16 protein-coding genes are annotated in these 16,551 nt (G+C 34.9%); 4 read left to right on the forward strand and 12 right to left on the reverse strand.

Annotated features, from left to right (window positions below; all coding sequences use genetic code 11):
- Window positions 1-209: 209 nt before the first annotated feature.
- The 3 genes from LEP1GSC059_RS17080 to LEP1GSC059_RS17090 all read left to right on the forward strand — a co-directional run bounded on the left by LEP1GSC059_RS17080 (window position 210) and on the right by LEP1GSC059_RS17090 (window position 2,482).
- Window positions 210-464, forward strand: a complete 255-nt coding sequence (locus tag LEP1GSC059_RS17080; protein ID WP_017213788.1) for a hypothetical protein — start codon at window positions 210-212, stop codon at window positions 462-464.
- On the forward strand, window positions 461-1,585 hold the full coding sequence (locus tag LEP1GSC059_RS17085) for a suppressor of fused domain protein (protein WP_017213789.1): 1,125 nt from the start codon (window positions 461-463) through the stop codon (window positions 1,583-1,585). Before LEP1GSC059_RS17080 ends, LEP1GSC059_RS17085 begins: the two co-directional genes overlap by 4 nt.
- 210 nt (window positions 1,586-1,795) lie before the next feature.
- Window positions 1,796-2,482, forward strand: a complete 687-nt coding sequence (locus LEP1GSC059_RS17090; protein WP_002176917.1) for a hypothetical protein — start codon at window positions 1,796-1,798, stop codon at window positions 2,480-2,482.
- A gap of 342 nt (window positions 2,483-2,824) precedes the next feature.
- Here LEP1GSC059_RS17090 and LEP1GSC059_RS17100 read toward each other — a convergent pair whose 3' ends face one another.
- The 12 genes from LEP1GSC059_RS17100 to LEP1GSC059_RS17150 all read right to left on the reverse strand — a co-directional run bounded on the left by LEP1GSC059_RS17100 (window position 2,825) and on the right by LEP1GSC059_RS17150 (window position 14,979).
- Window positions 2,825-5,203 carry a PP2C family protein-serine/threonine phosphatase gene (locus LEP1GSC059_RS17100; protein WP_002176885.1) on the reverse strand — a complete coding sequence of 793 codons (2,379 nt, stop codon included), beginning with the start codon at window positions 5,201-5,203 and terminating at the stop codon, window positions 2,825-2,827.
- Window positions 5,200-6,504, reverse strand: coding sequence for a hypothetical protein (locus LEP1GSC059_RS17105; protein ID WP_002176880.1), 1,305 nt, complete (start codon window positions 6,502-6,504; stop codon window positions 5,200-5,202). The genes LEP1GSC059_RS17100 and LEP1GSC059_RS17105 overlap by 4 nt, the downstream gene beginning before the upstream one ends.
- Entirely contained in the window at window positions 6,485-7,636 is a 1,152-nt protein-coding gene (gene argJ, locus LEP1GSC059_RS17110; protein ID WP_017213791.1) for a bifunctional glutamate N-acetyltransferase/amino-acid acetyltransferase ArgJ, read from the reverse strand. Before argJ ends, LEP1GSC059_RS17105 begins: the two co-directional genes overlap by 20 nt.
- A gap of 74 nt (window positions 7,637-7,710) precedes the next feature.
- On the reverse strand, window positions 7,711-9,102 hold the full coding sequence (locus LEP1GSC059_RS17115; RefSeq protein ID WP_017213792.1) for a HAMP domain-containing sensor histidine kinase: 1,392 nt from the start codon (window positions 9,100-9,102) through the stop codon (window positions 7,711-7,713).
- Window positions 9,092-9,793, reverse strand: coding sequence for a response regulator (locus LEP1GSC059_RS17120; protein ID WP_002176915.1), 702 nt, complete (start codon window positions 9,791-9,793; stop codon window positions 9,092-9,094). Before LEP1GSC059_RS17120 ends, LEP1GSC059_RS17115 begins: the two co-directional genes overlap by 11 nt.
- A gap of 628 nt (window positions 9,794-10,421) precedes the next feature.
- Window positions 10,422-10,847, reverse strand: coding sequence for a hypothetical protein (locus LEP1GSC059_RS17125; protein ID WP_017213794.1), 426 nt, complete (start codon window positions 10,845-10,847; stop codon window positions 10,422-10,424).
- Window positions 10,844-11,215: a hypothetical protein gene (locus LEP1GSC059_RS17130; RefSeq protein WP_002176875.1), complete on the reverse strand. Its 372-nt coding sequence runs from the start codon at window positions 11,213-11,215 to the stop codon at window positions 10,844-10,846. The genes LEP1GSC059_RS17125 and LEP1GSC059_RS17130 overlap by 4 nt, the downstream gene beginning before the upstream one ends.
- Window positions 11,199-11,783 carry an RNA polymerase sigma factor gene (locus LEP1GSC059_RS17135; RefSeq protein WP_017213795.1) on the reverse strand — a complete coding sequence of 195 codons (585 nt, stop codon included), beginning with the start codon at window positions 11,781-11,783 and terminating at the stop codon, window positions 11,199-11,201. The genes LEP1GSC059_RS17130 and LEP1GSC059_RS17135 overlap by 17 nt, the downstream gene beginning before the upstream one ends.
- On the reverse strand, window positions 11,783-12,178 hold the full coding sequence (locus tag LEP1GSC059_RS17140) for a hypothetical protein (protein ID WP_002176868.1): 396 nt from the start codon (window positions 12,176-12,178) through the stop codon (window positions 11,783-11,785). Before LEP1GSC059_RS17140 ends, LEP1GSC059_RS17135 begins: the two co-directional genes overlap by 1 nt.
- Entirely contained in the window at window positions 12,175-12,348 is a 174-nt protein-coding gene (locus LEP1GSC059_RS23785) for an LIMLP_16695 family PerRB-regulated protein (protein ID WP_002153648.1), read from the reverse strand. Before LEP1GSC059_RS23785 ends, LEP1GSC059_RS17140 begins: the two co-directional genes overlap by 4 nt.
- A 761-nt stretch (window positions 12,349-13,109) precedes the next feature.
- Window positions 13,110-13,781, reverse strand: a complete 672-nt coding sequence (locus LEP1GSC059_RS17145) for an NUDIX hydrolase (protein ID WP_036025415.1) — start codon at window positions 13,779-13,781, stop codon at window positions 13,110-13,112.
- Between the two features lie 13 nt (window positions 13,782-13,794).
- On the reverse strand, window positions 13,795-14,979 hold the full coding sequence (locus LEP1GSC059_RS17150; protein ID WP_036057886.1) for a ribonuclease D: 1,185 nt from the start codon (window positions 14,977-14,979) through the stop codon (window positions 13,795-13,797).
- Window positions 14,980-15,020: 41 nt separating this feature from the next.
- Here LEP1GSC059_RS17150 and purF point away from each other — a divergent pair, with 41 nt between their 5' ends.
- On the forward strand, window positions 15,021-16,493 hold the full coding sequence (gene purF / locus LEP1GSC059_RS17155; RefSeq protein ID WP_017213797.1) for an amidophosphoribosyltransferase: 1,473 nt from the start codon (window positions 15,021-15,023) through the stop codon (window positions 16,491-16,493).
- The last annotated feature ends 58 nt before the right edge of the window (window positions 16,494-16,551 follow it).

Consider the following 16,551-nt stretch of genomic DNA (forward strand, 5'->3'; position numbering starts at 1 on the left):
AAAATCTCTTCCTAAACTTTTCTGAAAAATTCATCAACGGCGGATGAAACTGTTTCTATGGAAACTACATTTTAAAGTCTTTGATTTGGTAAAAATAATAATGTCTGTTGCAGAAGTTGTATAACAGAATACCGTTAATTTTTGGTACTATTTTCATATTTTAGAGAGTTGAAACATTCCCATTCTATTGAAATCTTGTCTTAAGTGCTATGTATAAAAAACCAATGACTCCTATTCGAGCTGTGGAGACTTTCATTCTCTGCAAGAAAAAACAAGAATCGGTTTTGGAAGAAGTGATTTTAGTTTTAGATTCTTTTCAATCTTGGAACGAGATCGAACTTACTGGTCTTCTCAATGCTTCTTTTTATTTTCCTGAAATATTAAACGAAATTAGATCTGAACAAGCAATTAGATCTCTTTTAGAAAAATTTAAACAAAGGATTGTAGAGATTCCCATTCGATGACTTCCTTTGCAGAACCTAAAGTAATTTACCAAGAAGCCAATCCGTACGGAACGTTTACCGCGTATTTAGAAGACGACGGAAGAACCGTTTATCTTTATCTTCAAGCGGAACAAAATCCCGAATTTGGAATCAAATCCGTGTGGGTTTGTAATCGAGCAGAAGCTCCCGAAAAAAGAAGTATTGAAGATCTTTCTAACGGTTTGGCTCCGATTCTTCTTCGCACAGAAGTAAACGAATCAAAACCACACCCTGCTTTAGAAGAAAAGGACCTTTATTTTATTTGGACGGAAGAAGGGGATGGAGTTGCTCTTTTTTACAAAGAAAACTTGATCGCCTTTCTTCCTCCTTGGTCTGGAATCAAGGGGTTTCATGGATATTCTATTCATGCCAAAGTAGAAGCGCTTACTGCATATCCTTTGGGCAATTCGGAGTTTGGAATAATTCCGGACCGTGTCAATGTTTCTAGAAATTTTTGGGAAGTTCGTTCTAAATCAGGGACGTGGAAGGAAATTCAGGAAAGAAGGCTTTTTTTCTTGGAATCTATATTCGGAAAACATGATAAATACTGGTCTGCAGACGGAGGAAAATATCCTCAATTAGGAATAGCACGTTTTCGATCGGAAAAATATCCAGAAATTCTAATATATTCTACGATAGGAATGAGCGCTCAAAATATGCCCACTGTGGAACTCTTTCATAAGGATTATGAGAACTACTCAAGAATTGAACTGATTTTTGCGGTTAAAATTGGTTCTGAAGGATTGGAAAGATCAGAATCTTGGGTTCCACATTTACTTGGAGAATTGATTCGTTTTCCTTGGAATATGGCTAAGTGGTTTGGGCATGGACATACAATCACCATGTCTAGAAAAGATCCAGAGGCACTTTATTTGAATTTTACTTCCATTCTTTTTAGAGATTTTACCACTTTTGCAAATACGCCCGATTTAACGGAGTTTGTTTCCGAAAACGGAAAACGGGTTCGGTTTTTAACCTTATTACCGTTATCCGAAGAAGAAAAAGAATATGCGCAAAAAGACGGAATTCAATCTTTCGAACGTATATGGAACGAAAAAAGATTCCCTTGGTATCACGACTCCGAAAGACAATCCTTAATATAAAATAGGAATTGTCTCTAACTCGATAACAAGAAGCTAACTTTATCATTTTCAAAAAGTATGATTGTTTTAGGATTTAAAGTTATGGTACTTAAGTTATTTAAAGCAAAGTTTTTGATGAAGTAAAAATGAAACTCATCTGTTTTTATGATCGTTTAAATGAATTAAAGTCGCTTTGTTCTTTATGAATCGTTTTGTTGTATAGGTTATAAAATGATTTTTTTAGAAGAAATGATACTTTCTATCAGACGTTACACCACTCATTCAGCATTTTTATTGGCTTTAGTTTGTACGACTTGTATATGGATTACACTTCCTTTATCTATTTTATCGGAAAGTACAGAGACACAAGTACGCGAAAAGATCTGGCAAGAGATTTATAATCAAGATTTTCATTCTTCTAAAAGATTAGTTCAACTTGAACTTGCTAAAAGTGGTAAAAATGAGACGATTTCTTTGTTATCTTTTCTTGAAATTTCTTTAAACGGGCTTCAGAGACACAAACAAGCGAATGATGTTCGTAAAAAAATCTTATCTATATGGGAAACTAAGTATAAGAAAACCTTTGTAGAAGAAAATTATCCGATCAATCTTTCTACTTGGGCTAGGATGATAATCGTAAAACCGGATATTATGTTAGTTGGAGCCGAATATTTTATACCTTACCCCATCAATTCAAACAAAGACGGATTTTATTATCATAAATTTACCTTGTACAACCGTTTCTCAAAGAAGCCAACTCGGTTCTTTAAATTAGAAAAATCATCCACAACCAATCAAGAATATTGTCTTTATGAGATCAATTCGGATGGAGAATCTAAACAAATTAAGAATTACGGTAATACTTTACCCGAGATGAAGGATGAGATGAGCTTTTTAATGGAATTTTTAAGTATTTAAGAGTAATTGATAAGCGAAAACGTGTATTTAAAAAGAAAAACCCGCTTCTCAAAGCGGGTTTTAAAATTTCATCCCTTCTTTAGAATGAAAATGTGTTGCTAGATTTACTTATTTCTTCTTTGCAACTTTCTTTTTAGCTGCTTTTTTCTTTGCAACTTTTTTCTTAGCTGCCTTCTTTGCTGCTTTCTTTTTTGCAACCATTGACTATTCCTCCGTGTTACTAACGTTGAGTTTTAAGTAATCTTAAAGCTTAACGCCGTGATTAGAGACATAATTAATGGATCAAGATAAAAATGTAAAGTGTTTTAATATTTTTTTACATTTTTTTTTAATTTATTTATCTTACCGATTTGAATCGTGATTTTTATTCACTTCAATACAGATGAAAGAATAATCATCACTAGGATCTTTCTTACCACGAAACTCTTGAATCGTTTTTAGTACAAGATCTGATAGATCTTGTGGATCTAAGTGATGATTATTCTTTAAAAGATTTAAAAAGTTTTCATCTCCAAAAATTTCTTCGTTATCGTTGAACGTTTCTGTAACTCCATCTGTGAATAAAATTAATTTATCACCAGAGTAAATCGGAATCGTTAAGTGTTTATATTCTGTATGTAAGACGCCTAAAACTCTTTGAGTTTCTGATCTTAATTCTATTTTTCCATCTTTTCGAATACAAATCGGAGAAGAATGACCTGCATTGATGTAATGAAACGTTTCTTTTTGGGAATTATATTCTCCACAAATGAAAGTCATGAACTCACTTCCTCTATATCTTTCAATTAGAAACGAATTAATTACTTTGAATATTGTAGATAAGTCCGATTTTTTTCGAATTTGATTTTGTATGATACCTCTGATTGCACTGACTAGATAACCAGTTCCTAATCCATGACCTGAAACGTCTCCTAAAGCCAACAACATCGTATTTGAATTTAATTGTTGAATATCTAAGTAGTCGCCTGAGATTCCTACGGCCGGTATGGAAAAAAATCCTATCTTAACTCCTTCGATATGTCTACTTTCAGCTACATGAAGTGTTTTATCGATGATCGAAGCCATATTAAGATCACGAACGATTCTTTTTTTCTCCACTTCTTCCGCTAATAAAGTGTAGTTCTGTAAAAGCATCGAAGCCATTCGAGTACATTCTTTTAAAAAATGAAGTTCTCCTAAATTGAAGTTTTTTCTGTTTTTCTTTTCTCCCACAAGAAATACGGCTAAAACTTCTTTTCCTCTGGAATAATTGAAAATTGGATATGTAAGTTGTACTCCTGAATTATGTAGAAACTTGTAAACTGATTCTCGGATTCCGAGTCCATAGGCAAGATGTGTAGTGACCGTAACTTCCGTATTTGTCGCAAAATACTGCCATATTTCGGAATTTGAAGAGATTCGGATGAAGTTGATATTTTTCAGATCGGTTCTGGGGAATTTATCCGCAGGTATTAAAACTAAGATTTTAGAAATGTCCAGAGCTTCCGAAACTTTTCTCATCATGTTGTTGATGGTAGCTCTCATTGAAATTGGAGCACTAATCATAGCGGAAATAGTTTCCATGGCGGAATGTAACCTTTGATTTCGTTTAAAACTCCAAGTATCTACAAGATTAGAAAGACGTCTGTTGATAGAACTCATCGTGTAAATACTGGAACAAAGAAATAAAACGTTAAATTCTTCTAAATACTTATCTGTTGCGATCGGATCGAATTTAAAAAACGCTCCTAGTAAAAACAAATAACCACCCGCTAATATAAGAATTAGATAAATGGAAGTGAGAGAAGAACTAAATGCGATTTGAACGGGAACAATAGAATATGTAAAGGTTCCGTAAATAATCAATGCGGGAAAGATCAGAAACGCAAATAAAATCATAAGTTTAGAAAAATCGGGAGAGATGAACTCCGAAAATTCTACGGAAATAAAAGGTAGAATAGAAATTGCACTGAATGCTAAAATCAGACTTAACTTTTTAAATAAACTCTGAATTGGAAAAAGATTTCGTATCGAATCCGTTATAAGAAAAAAAATACAGATCACGGAGCTAAATAATATAAAATAAACTCCGTTTGTGGCGAGTATTCCAAAGATATGCGGATCAGCTTTTTGTGTTCTGCCCACAAAACCGGCAATCAAAGAAAAAATAATTTCTGGCGCAAACCAACGGATAGGAAGTTCCTTTCCTCTAAGCCTGAAAGATATATTCAAAATTACGAATGCGGTAAAATAAAGAAAAAAGAAAAATAAGAAGTGAAACTCGTGAAATCCAACCAAAAAGAAGTTGAATAAACTCAAACAAGATAAGGACCCAAACAACAAAAGCATGTAAAGGTCTCTTGTATAAAAGAAAAACCAAATCGCGACAGATAAATATAACAACGATATAAGAATGTCTCTTGTGAATTCCTTAACGACCGAATAATAAGATTTAGGTGCTAGAATTACTGGAATCGTTTCGCTTACTCCTTTATCGTAAACGTGTATTCCATTTTCATAAGATTGTCCAGACTCGGCCATCTTGATTGCAATTTCCAGTTCTAAAAGATCTACCTTCTTTCCTAAAATACTTGGAAACTCTTCGCTGCTTTGAATGATCGTTCCGTTTGGGTAATAATAAAAAGGTGGTTTTAAAGTTTCAGAAGAAGTTTGTAAAACTCCGATCAATAAAACGATACTAAGTAGGATCAGTGATATAAAAAGTAAAAGTATATTTCTCACGATGGAAACCTCAAATCGTGAATCGAAATCATCGTGCGGTTTTTCCAAGTAAGAACCAATGGATCTGTTTCTATACTCTCTTCTACTTCCCAACCGGTTGAAAGTAAGTTTTTACTAAAGTCTGAATTTTTATGAACTTTGAAATTTTTTCCAGAGGCTTTTAAAGAAATTGTACTTTCGCTTTTTCTAATGACTCCTACTAATAAATCGTATTCTTCGTTCCAGGAGATTTCTTTTAAATAGGATTCCACCAGATTTTTGATATTGTTTAGGCTTTGAAATGACCTCGAGGTTCTAGCGGAATATAAAGTTCCTAATATATAACAAAGAACTAATACAGAAACTTGATTTGTAACTCCTAACTTTAAAATGATAAAAAACGTTTCTTCTCCTTCCGAATTCAGAAATTCAACAAGTTCCCCAGGTTCTCTGGAAAGAATTTCGATACGGATCGTTCCGATCATTGGCGGTTCTGCTGCTTCTAAAAATTTTCTAATTTTGCCAGCCGTTTCCAATTCTTTCCTGTATTTTTTATTTTCCGCAACTTGAGAGGAAAGAATATGATTGTGGACCGCGATCCCACATTTTCCAGAAAGAAAACTTAGATCTTGCTTGACTGAATCTTTGGGAATGTTAGATACGGCCAAAAAACCAAAAAGAGTTTCTCTATAAACAAAAGGTAATATAAAATTTGCTCTGAGGCTTACAAAATCCTCGTTGATTTCGTGATTCTGGTCCGGTTCTCCAATGATAACTCCGTTTTTTTTGTTCAAGATGTATTTTAAGAGTTTTGAATCTGGATTGATTCCGTCATGAGTGATTACTTTTCTTTGTTTCTTTTTTGCATAAGTATAAAGTTCAAAAGTTCTTAAATCGTTGTTTAGCAATGCTAACTTTCCGTAATTACTTTCGGTTAATCTTACTAAGTCTGGAAAAACGTTCTTAATTAAACCTTCATGATCAAATTTTCTATAAGCCAATCGGGAAGAGCGTGGATCATCGCTTAAATATTCAGAAATTAGAATAGACTTAAGTTTACCGCTAAGTTTTTCTTGGAGCGGGAATAGTATAAAAACCGCAAACATCAAAGTAGAAAGTAGACTTACTTCCATGTAGTATTCGATTGCGCTCGGAACCGTGGAAAGAATAAAGAAATAAATTCCCAACGCGATCAGAACCGAACTTCCTTTTGCGAATAAATTGATAATTGTGGAAATGAGATAATAATCTGTAATTAAAGAACGGAATGTTTCTTTAAATCCTTTGTTGGTATTTTTATTTTCAGGTAGTATAGTAAGCATTTTCTTCTATGTATTTTTCTGTAAAATCACAACCCCAAAATTTCATGGAAATCGTCCCAACATTCAACACTACATTTAAAGAAATTTCAGTATTATTTTTTAAATATTCAGAAAGCTTTTTTAAAGTTTCTGGATTTGCTTCTTTGACCGGAAGTGTTCCGAAATAAATTTGAAGACCTTCGAATGGAATGGGTTCGTCAAAAACCTTACCCACTGCCATAATCAATCTTCCCCAGTTAGGATCTCCGCCGTAGATCGCAGTTTTAACCAAAGGAGAATTGAGAATGGATTTGCCGATTTTTCTTGCTTGTGTTTCACTTTTAGCGTTTGAGATCGTAAGTTCGATCAGTTTGGTTGCACCTTCTCCATCTGTTGCAATAAGTTTAGTAAGATCGATACAAATTTCGGTAAGAGCTTTAGAGAAATTTTCAACGGAACTTTCTCCAGATAAACCGTTACAAAGCAATGCGACCGTATCGGACGTGGAAGTGTCTGAGTCGATTGTTAAACAATTGAAACTTTGATCGACCGAAGATTTTAAAACGGAATAGAGATCGGTTCCTTCCGGAAGTGAAACGTCTGAAAGAATATAACAGAGCATAGTCGCCATATTTGGTTCAATCATTCCGGCGCCTTTTGCAATTCCGTAAATTGTTCCTTGTCCAGACTTCGTTTTAATATTTCGGAAAGAAATTTTTTTCCTAGTATCGGTGGTCATAATCGCTTCGGCAACTTCTTCCAAGTTCTCTTGTTTTAAAAGAGATTTTGCTCTTTTGCAAGCGGGTAAAATGATTTCCATTTTAAGAGGAACTCCGATTACACCCGTAGAGGAAGGAAGGACTAACGTTTCTTTGATACCAAGGGATTCTCCAATTGCCTTGCAAATTTCTCTCGAGTTTTGGATTCCTTTTTCGCCGGTTGCTACGTTTGAATTTTTAGAATTGATAACAATTGCCTGAAGAACTCCGGATTGAATGTGTTCTTTGCCTACGATTACCGGGGCCCCTGGAAAATTGTTTTTGGTGAATACGGCAGTTGCCCTACACGGAACTTCGGAATAAATTACGCCGAAGTCTTTTGTATTGTCTTTGATACCGATATTAATTCCAAAAGATAAAAATCCTTTAGGCATGGTCATGAATAAGATCCTTCAGTGAGTCGATTGGATCTATATTTGGAAAATTATCTCTGTCGAAAAGAAGAAATTCAGGATGTTTCGGTTTGGTAACGTGTGGGAATTGTAACTGAAAAAATGGTTCCACCTTCCGGATTATCAAAAACTTTAACAGAACCGTGATGAAGCCTAACGATATGTTTCACGATAGAAAGACCTAAACCCGTGCCACCTTCTTTTCTAGAACGATTTTTATCGACCCGGAAGAATCTTTCGAAAATTCGAATCTTATCCTCGTCTTGAATACCAATTCCTTGATCGATTACTTGAAATTGAACCTGATCCGATTTGATGGGTAGAATTTTGAGAGTGATTGTTTTTCCTTCGGGAGAATAAGACGATGCGTTTGAAATTAAATTGAGTAGCATATGTTCTAAAAGGATCCAGTCCGCAGAAATCATCAAAGGATTGGGCATCTCAACTACAAACTTCTGACCTTTGGATGAAACAACTCCTTCTACTGTATAACTTAAGTTCTCTACGAGAGATTTTAAAGAGAATTCTTCTTCGCTTGAAATCTTGGTTTGGTTTTCGATCCGTGTAATTGTGAGCATGTCTTCCACGATCCGAACCATACGATCGGTGTTTCTAGAAATTGCATCTAAAAATCTTTTTTCGTGACTTTCGGGCGAAAGACGTAGACGATCGAGTAACGTTTCCGTATATCCCTTAATGGATGTAATGGGAGTTTTGAGTTCATGAGAAGCATTTTGAACGAATTGTTCTCGGATGATGTGAGATTGTTTTTCTTCTGTGATGTTTCGTATCACTCCAATGTACATTAGAATTTTACCATTTGTTTTGAGAGGATACATCTTAATCGTATAAAAATTCTGCCCTAGATCTAGTTCCATTTTAGAATCACCGGAACCTTTAAGATGATTCAATACAAACTCTAAAAGTCTAGAATCTCTAGTTGCATCGGTTACTTTTCTGGATCTTGAATTTGGTTCGATTAAAGATCCTGGAACACTTTTATTTTGAAAAAGAATAGAAGCGTTTTCCGGATCGATTGCAAAAACTCCTTCCTTTAAATTTTGTAAAACGGAATCGAATTTTTCTTTTTCTATCGTAAGGTCCACAAATTGATTTTTAAGTCTTGTAGACATTAAGTTGATTGAAGATGCAAGGTCTGCAAGTTCTCTAATATCGGAAAGTGCCAACTCGGAACCGAAGTCGCCCGCGTTAATTTCTCCGGTTTTTTTTTCGATTCGATCTAATGGTTCAACAACACTTTTAGCGATTGAGTAGGACATGTAAAATGTACCGAACATCGCAAAAAGTACATAAAAGGAGAACAGAAGAATTTTAAAATCGGAATGAACGAACTTCTCTACAAAAAGAGCAATACCTGCGACTACAAGAAGTACAAGTAAAAGGAGCCAGTTGCTAAGAAGAAGTTTTGAAAATAAACTACGCCTCATTGAATCTATAGCCGATTCCGCGTATCGTTTCTAATCTTTCCTTTTCGTCTCCGAGTTTATCTCGTAATCTTTTGATATTTACGTCTACCGCTCTATCGGTAACGTAAATATCTTTTCCCCAAACCCTATCCAGTAGTTTGTCTCTGGTAAAGGCGACTCCTGGATTGGTCATAAAAAGGTTTAGAATTTTATACTCTATTAAAGTTAGATCAATTTCGGAGTTGTTTATAAAAGCCTTATGTGCTTTCAGATTGAGAAAAATATTTCCAATCGTAATGTTTCCTTCGAACTCATCTTGTTCTTCTTCTTTGATTCTTCTTAAAACGGAACGTACTCTGGCGATTAATTCTCTTGTACTAAATGGTTTACGAACATAATCGTCCGCTCCTAGTTCCAGACCGAGAACCGCTTCGGTTTCTCCAGATTTTGCGGTAACCATAATGATCGGCATAGAATATTTTTCTTTGATCTTCTTACAGAGATCCATACCTCCGATTCCGGGAAGCATAAGATCTAAGATGATTAAGTCAGGAGTATTTTTTTCCAATTTTGGAAGTACTTCTAATCCGTTTTGGCATGTATCTACTTGATAGCCGTTTTCTTCTAAATGAAATCGGATCAGCTCGGCTATATCTTCCTCATCGTCTACGACGAGAACTTTTTGCCCTGGGTTCCCTGATTGATTTTTCATGATTCCTGTACTTTTTTGACGGTGTATCACAGTTCTTTACAAATTGATTTTCTTTTTAAAAAATCGAGACTGTACCGGGTAAATTCTATCATCTTAATATTCCAGAAATTCGTTACAATTGAAATACGAAAAAATTACAAACTACAGAAATTGAGTCGTTTGAAAACGGCTATATGTTATAGTTTTATGTCTATCGGGCCTGCCAAACACGTTTATACATTTTTGAACAAAAGAATTTACTTTAAAACCTGTAGAAGCGATTCATAGGGAGCGATGCATTGAGTTTCCAGAAGCGAGACGCTGAGTTTCCTTGAGCGACTAGATTAAGTTTCACAAAAATGTGGGAACTACTACGGAAGCTACAATAACAAAAGAATACTAAAAAACTATAAATCATACAATACGACAGTTGCTGTTGGGAGTCCTTATATTTGTTTTTATTTTTCACTGTAAAACAAACTTTTAGGAAATGTTTTTTACACTGAACTTACGTTATTTAGAATTTTTTTGTAAAATAGAGTTGTTGAAAAATTTCATAGTCTAGATTAATAAAACCGTTTGAATTGACTGCTTCCATAAACAGAAATAGATGGAAAATTCATTTTTCAACAACTCTAATGCAGTTCTTTTAATTTTTATCATCTACCTGAGCGTTGATTTTTCGAATGAGAGTACGTTGACGGAAAATGGAAAAAACCAAAAATCCGCCAAGTAGTAAAGCGCCTATTAAATAAACTTCATTTAAACTCTTTAATCTTTCGTGTTCTTCTTCGATTGCTTTGATACTTTCCAAATGGGAAATTAAAAAGTAAAAGTTGTCTGCTTTAGGCCATTCTTTTTTAGATTCTTCTCGGATTTGACTGATTAAAACTGCGGCTTCCTCTTTTTTCATTTTCTGGAGAAAAGGAAAAATTCGGTCAAGGTCCGAATTGAGATATTCTTTCGCGCTCATTGTGGGTTTTGAAGTTGTATCCGCAAAAGCGTTGTTTGTTGTGGCTAAAACGAAAAAGATCAAAAAGGAAAAAATAGAAGTTTTAAAAGTAATTGGATTCATTCAAAAAAGCCTAATTTATTTTTCCATTCTTTAGTATATGGATTTCTATAATGGACAAGATAGATTCCGGTTAAAATTGCGAAAACACAAAAGAGAATACTACTCGTGATTAAAATAAAAGCGAGCATACCTGTTTGTATCAAAAATCCAATATCCAGAAAAAATAAAACGGATAGAGGAGAAAATCCAAGAAGGAACAGACCGGATAATATGATTTTAATATGGCGTACTGGAACAATGTGTAACATTACTCTACGCTTTAAGTCTGGTGGAACGGGAGTATTTGTTTGAGAATTTAGAGTTTCGTCTTCGAAAAAATGAAGTTTTTCCTCGAGTTCTGCCGGAACGAAATCATTCTTTTTTTTCATTGTTTAACCAATCTTTCATGATTTCCTTACCCCTGAAAATATAACTCTTTAAAGTGTTCATTTTCAAGTTTAATTTTTTAGAAATTTCTTTATAAGACATATTTTCAAAATAGTGAAGTGTAATCGGCTTTCGATAAAGTTCTGGCAACCTTGCCACTAGGTTTCTAATTTTTTCTGAGTTTTCCTGTTTTAAAAATTTTGATTCCTGTTCGGAATAAATTTCACTTTGTTTTTCTTTTTCGTTTTCTGCCAAAATAAGCGCGTCTAGTCCAGAAATTTCCGGGTGTTCTTTGCGGTATTTTCGAATAATTTCATTACGAGCGATTACAAATAACCAAGTAGAGAATTGGGATTTACCTTGAAACGTAGATAAACTTTCAAAGGCTTTTAAAAAAATGTCCTGCGTAAAGTCTTCGGCTTCGGTCTCGTTACGAAATGCTTTGATCGCTTGAGAATAAACTAAACCTTGATAACGATTCATCAACAGTTCGAAGGAATTGAAATCGCCGTGTAAGACTTTTTGAATGCAGTCCCAGTCTTCCTGGTTGCATAGGATAGGCTCCCCCATCAGGATCTAGAAAATTTATAATAACAAAGTAATCCCAGACCGGTTCCAAGCGGTACAAGTCCGCCGAGCATTGCAAGTGATTGTCCTAAAACGGAAATGAATCCGATGGAAAGTGCAATTCCTACAAAGGTAAGAATTAAACCTAAAAAGAAAGAATAGGTTCTAAGATCGAAAGTTTCTTTTTTATAAAGTCCTGCTTTGATAATTTCGATTCTTTGTCTATACCACCAATAAAAAACAAAAAACAATAAAGCCGATCCAAATACGATTCCAAAGATAGGAACTAAATAAAGAACTACTTTGTAGTCGGATCCGGAATTGGAACTTTGACTCTGGAGGTGTTTCAGAATCAAATCCAGGGTTTCTAAGAGTTTAGCTTTTTCTTCCGGGTTCATCTTACAACGACTGCCGCTTTTTTACTTTCAGCTTTAGTCTTAAAATAAGGAATTCTTTCTTCGATTCCAGGACGGTTTACCAAGGATTGATACCATTCTTCTTCTTGAAAACTTTCCTTTAAAAACGAACTACGCATTTCCTTTTGAAATAAGTTTTTGATAATCTTCATTGTTTTTACTTCCTTTATGATTACAGTATTAGAAAAATTTAATTTTTCTGTTGAGACTTATCTTGAAATTTGGTGATTCACAATTTTATGTGAATTCCTACGTTCTAAGATTTTCAAATCAGTTTTTTTAGAAAATGATTCAAAGTGACTTATATTTTCATTTGATATAAAATCGGATGATTTTCTATTTGATTTGCCGATTTTATGTCTTATTAAAATGATCGGCAAATTTGAAATTTTTCGAGAATCATTTTATCCACAATTTCTACGCTGCGTACTAAGATGAAGAAAAAAATGTTTTTAAGTTTTTATTTCAAAATATGTTTCTTTTTGAATTTGTGAGTGAAACATTTTGGGTTCATTGCAGTAGTTCCATAAAAACCGTCTCTTTGTATTTGCCGTTTCGAACCTCATAGAAACGAGACGTTTTAGTCCTACAAAGTGTGGGAACTCATACAAAAACTATAATAACAAAAGAATGGTACACAACTATAAATCATACAATACGACATAGTTTGTGGGAACTACTGCAAATCACGGTTTTACAAACAGATAGAGTTTTTGAAAAATGAATTCTCCATCTATTTTTGTTTCATGGTCGCTTGAAGCAGGCTTTGTTAAGCTGAATTATGAAATTTTCAATAGCTTTAATTTTAAAATTGTAGGAGTACATACTTTTAGAAAAATTTTTTTTATGTCGAACTCTAGCACTTTATTAAAAACTTCTAAAAAATTATCGTTTAGGCCTTTCGAAGAAACTCTTAATTCTTTTTTGAAAATTTGCGAGATGGGTCGAAAAAGGGTGGGCTGCTTAAATTCGGTTCTACAAAAATAGGCTCTCTTTTAAAGTTCGCGTGTTCTCTCAAAAAATTTACGATGATTCTTCCGGTGGCTCCCCAAAGTAATCCTTCTTCTAAGTCGAAATAATAAATTTCTATTTCATTTCCACCGGATCTTCGAATTCGAATCGAATAAAACGGAGAACTTTCCAGAAGATTTAGATCCAAAAAAATGGAACTTTCCACTTCTTCCGGGTTTGTATTAAATAGAAAGGATCCTTTGTAACGCGCGATAAACGGAGAAATATGAAACCCAGTAAAAGTAAAGATTCCATGATATTCTCCTAAAACTTCCAGAAAAGAACTGGATTCGCCCATCTCTTCTTCCCATTCCCTAAGTGCGGTATTTAAAAGATTTTTATCTTTTGGGGAATAAGCTCCTCCCGGAAAAGAAATTTGTCCTGGATGTGCTTTTAGATTGGAATTTCTTTTTTGAAGTATAATTCCCTGATTTAGATTTGGTTTTTCATAAATGGAAAGAATAACTGACGAAGCCCTGGATTTTTCTTGTCCGATCGGCGGAACCGGAATTCCTATAAAGTTTTCCTGAGGTATTATAAGCCGTTCTTTGAGTGATTGAAAATCCAATCGCATTCTTAAATTATATTCAAATATTAGAATTTATTGATTCGAACTTTTTATTAATCGGAATCAAACCTTTGATATTCGATTCGTAAGGTACGTTTTCTAAAGCCGCTAATATAGACGGTCCATAGTGTACCACTTTCCATTCGGAAAAAAGATTCATTTCCCTCAATTCGTCTAAAGTTTTTGGATTTTTTTGAGAGAGTTCAGCGATCATCTTATTAGAAGGTAACATTTGATGACTCATTCTTCGTATCGACATGATTGTCTCTCTCCAAATTCTTAGACGTTTGAAACGTTCTCCTTCTTCGTTTGTCAGATTTTCTCCCGGTTTTTTAAAAAGTTCTGACTTTTGGATCGGAGGTCCACTTGGATTTGTATAGATCTGAAAGAGTGTTTCCGCGTCTTTTTTACCTACAATTTCGGTTAACTTGTTCATATCTCTTCTGGACTTTACGAGTAGAACTACTTTCTCATTATTGAATACTCGAAAAGGTGCCTTATTTAACTTTCTGGATTTATCGTCTCTGAAAACCAACGTGTCATATATAAATCTTCTTTCGTCCGCGCTATATTCTAAAATCTCCGGGAACTTATCCATAGAGATCGAATTTCCTTCGGGGCCTGGTTCTTCAGTGGCGATCTTTTCAAACTCAGAAATTGCTTCTTCATAAAGATTTCTTTTGATAAGCTCTTCCCTCATTTTTTCCCAAATTGTTTCTAGATAAACCGTATCTAAGGCTGCGTATTGAAGTTGGCTTTTTTCAAGGGGCCTTTTTTCCCAATTGGATTTTTGTTCTTTTTTGGAAAGTTTAATCTTGTGATAGTAATCCACAAGATACGTTAGGGAATATTGTTCGTGATCTAAAAGACGAGAACTGAATCCTGTATCCGCGATATTTTGAAATTGAAAACCAAAATCTTTTTTGAGGGCTTTGATGTCATCGATAGCAGAATGAAATATTTTTAGAATTTTTTTATCTTCAAATAAGTTTCCAAGACCTTCTAAATTTTGTAACTTTAAAGGATCAATGATGTAATTTTTTCCTTTTGCGGAAATTTGAATCAGACAGACCTTGGAAAAATACGTATAATAACCTGAGGACTCTGTATCTACAGAGATAGAGTCTGCCTGACTCAAATTAATGAGGACTAGTTGTAGGCTTCGAGTTGTGTCAATGACTATGTAATCGGAATTTATTTGCATGAAAAACGCGACCTGAGATTTTAAGCTTAAGAAGGCAGAGAATGAGTCGAATTCCCGATAAATCCAGAATAAGAAGACAAGCCCAGGATGACAAACCAAAAGAGGAATGTGCGATTTTTGGTATATTTAATTCATCAGAAGCCTCTAATTTCACTTATTTAGGTCTTTACTCGATGCAACACCGGGGTCAGGAATCGAGCGGGATCGTTTCTTCAGACGGGGAACATCTATATCGTTATGCTGGAATGGGTTTGGTGGCTCATATTTTTACGGATACTAAACTAAAGGAACTACAAGGAAACGCGGCTATCGGTCACAATCGATATTCTACAACCGGTGCTTCTTTTTTAAGAAATGCTCAACCTCTGCGAGTCGAATCCCACTTAGGAGCCGTTTCTTTGGCTCATAATGGAAATTTGGTCAATTCTTGGGAACTTAGAAGCCAACTTGAAAAAGAAGGAAGTATTTTTCAGACCACGATCGATTCCGAAGTAATCGTTCATTTAATGGCTCGTTCGGGAGAAACGGACTTTCTTTCGGCGCTTTCTTCCGCTCTTAAAAAAGTAAGAGGCGCTTATTCACTCGTAATTCTTACAAAAACCCAATTGATTGCAGTCCGAGATCCGAATGGCTTTCGTCCTTTGGTGATGGGTCGTCGAGAAGACGGATCGATCGTGTTTGCTTCGGAAACCTGTGCGTTTGATATTACGGATACAACATATGAAAGAGATGTGGAACCGGGCGAGATGATCGTAGTTGATAAAAATGGAGTGAATTCTTACTATCCGTTCCCAAAAGCTTCTCCGAGTCTTTGTATTTTTGAATATATCTATTTCGCAAGACCTGATTCCACTATATTTGGAGAATCGGTTTATAAAGTTCGAAAGAACTTAGGAAGGTTTTTAGCCAGAGAATTGCCCGTTCCAGCGGACGTGGTAATTCCGGTTCCGGATTCGGCCAATATAGCCGCGTTAGGCTATGCAGAAGAATCCGGAATTTCTTATCAGTCCGGTTTGATTCGTTCTCATTACATCGGTAGAACTTTTATTGAGCCCGATCAAAAAATTCGGGATTTTGGAGCTAAGATAAAATACAACGTTGTTCGAAACGTAGTTGAAGGAAAAAGGGTGATCGTAGTTGACGATTCGATTATGAGAGGAACCACGAGTCGAAAGATCATTAAGATGATTCGAAACGCGGGCGCTAAAGAAATTCATCTCAGAGTTTCAGCGCCCCCTACGATTTCCCCTTGTTATTATGGAATTGATATTCCAACTCATAATGAATTGATTGCGGCGACACATACGATCGAAGAAATTCGAAAGTATTTAAGAGTGGATAGTATTGCTTATCTTTCAGTCGAGTCTATGAACCGCGCGGTAATGGATCATAAAGGTGGAGGGTTTTGCAACGCGTGTTTTACGGCTCAATACCCGGTGGAATTTCAAAGCGAATTAGGAAATCAGAAAAGTCTTTTTAAAGAATATCAAGTAGAAGAAAGAGTCGTTTATTGAGTTTGTTTCAAGACCTCAAGGAAATTTTACGAGATAATTCTTTAGAAATTTTTAATAA

Source organism: Leptospira noguchii serovar Panama str. CZ214 (assembly GCF_000306255.2).
Taxonomy (GTDB): domain Bacteria; phylum Spirochaetota; class Leptospiria; order Leptospirales; family Leptospiraceae; genus Leptospira; species Leptospira noguchii.

Coding starts and splice junctions, on each gene's coding strand:
- LEP1GSC059_RS17145 (WP_036025415.1), bottom strand. CDS start 13,781: ATGCGATTGGATTTTCAATCACTCAAAGAACGGCTTATAATACCTCAG.
- LEP1GSC059_RS17085 (WP_017213789.1), top strand. CDS start 461: ATGACTTCCTTTGCAGAACCTAAAGTAATTTACCAAGAAGCCAATCCG.
- LEP1GSC059_RS17130 (WP_002176875.1), bottom strand. CDS start 11,215: ATGAAAAAAAAGAATGATTTCGTTCCGGCAGAACTCGAGGAAAAACTT.
- LEP1GSC059_RS23785 (WP_002153648.1), bottom strand. CDS start 12,348: ATGAAGATTATCAAAAACTTATTTCAAAAGGAAATGCGTAGTTCGTTT.
- purF (WP_017213797.1), top strand. CDS start 15,021: ATGAGTCGAATTCCCGATAAATCCAGAATAAGAAGACAAGCCCAGGAT.
- LEP1GSC059_RS17105 (WP_002176880.1), bottom strand. CDS start 6,504: ATGCTTACTATACTACCTGAAAATAAAAATACCAACAAAGGATTTAAA.
- LEP1GSC059_RS17135 (WP_017213795.1), bottom strand. CDS start 11,783: ATGGGGGAGCCTATCCTATGCAACCAGGAAGACTGGGACTGCATTCAA.
- LEP1GSC059_RS17090 (WP_002176917.1), top strand. CDS start 1,796: ATGATTTTTTTAGAAGAAATGATACTTTCTATCAGACGTTACACCACT.
- LEP1GSC059_RS17125 (WP_017213794.1), bottom strand. CDS start 10,847: ATGAATCCAATTACTTTTAAAACTTCTATTTTTTCCTTTTTGATCTTT.
- LEP1GSC059_RS17115 (WP_017213792.1), bottom strand. CDS start 9,102: ATGAGGCGTAGTTTATTTTCAAAACTTCTTCTTAGCAACTGGCTCCTT.
- LEP1GSC059_RS17140 (WP_002176868.1), bottom strand. CDS start 12,178: ATGAACCCGGAAGAAAAAGCTAAACTCTTAGAAACCCTGGATTTGATT.
- LEP1GSC059_RS17120 (WP_002176915.1), bottom strand. CDS start 9,793: ATGAAAAATCAATCAGGGAACCCAGGGCAAAAAGTTCTCGTCGTAGAC.
- LEP1GSC059_RS17080 (WP_017213788.1), top strand. CDS start 210: ATGTATAAAAAACCAATGACTCCTATTCGAGCTGTGGAGACTTTCATT.
- argJ (WP_017213791.1), bottom strand. CDS start 7,636: ATGCCTAAAGGATTTTTATCTTTTGGAATTAATATCGGTATCAAAGAC.
- LEP1GSC059_RS17150 (WP_036057886.1), bottom strand. CDS start 14,979: ATGCAAATAAATTCCGATTACATAGTCATTGACACAACTCGAAGCCTA.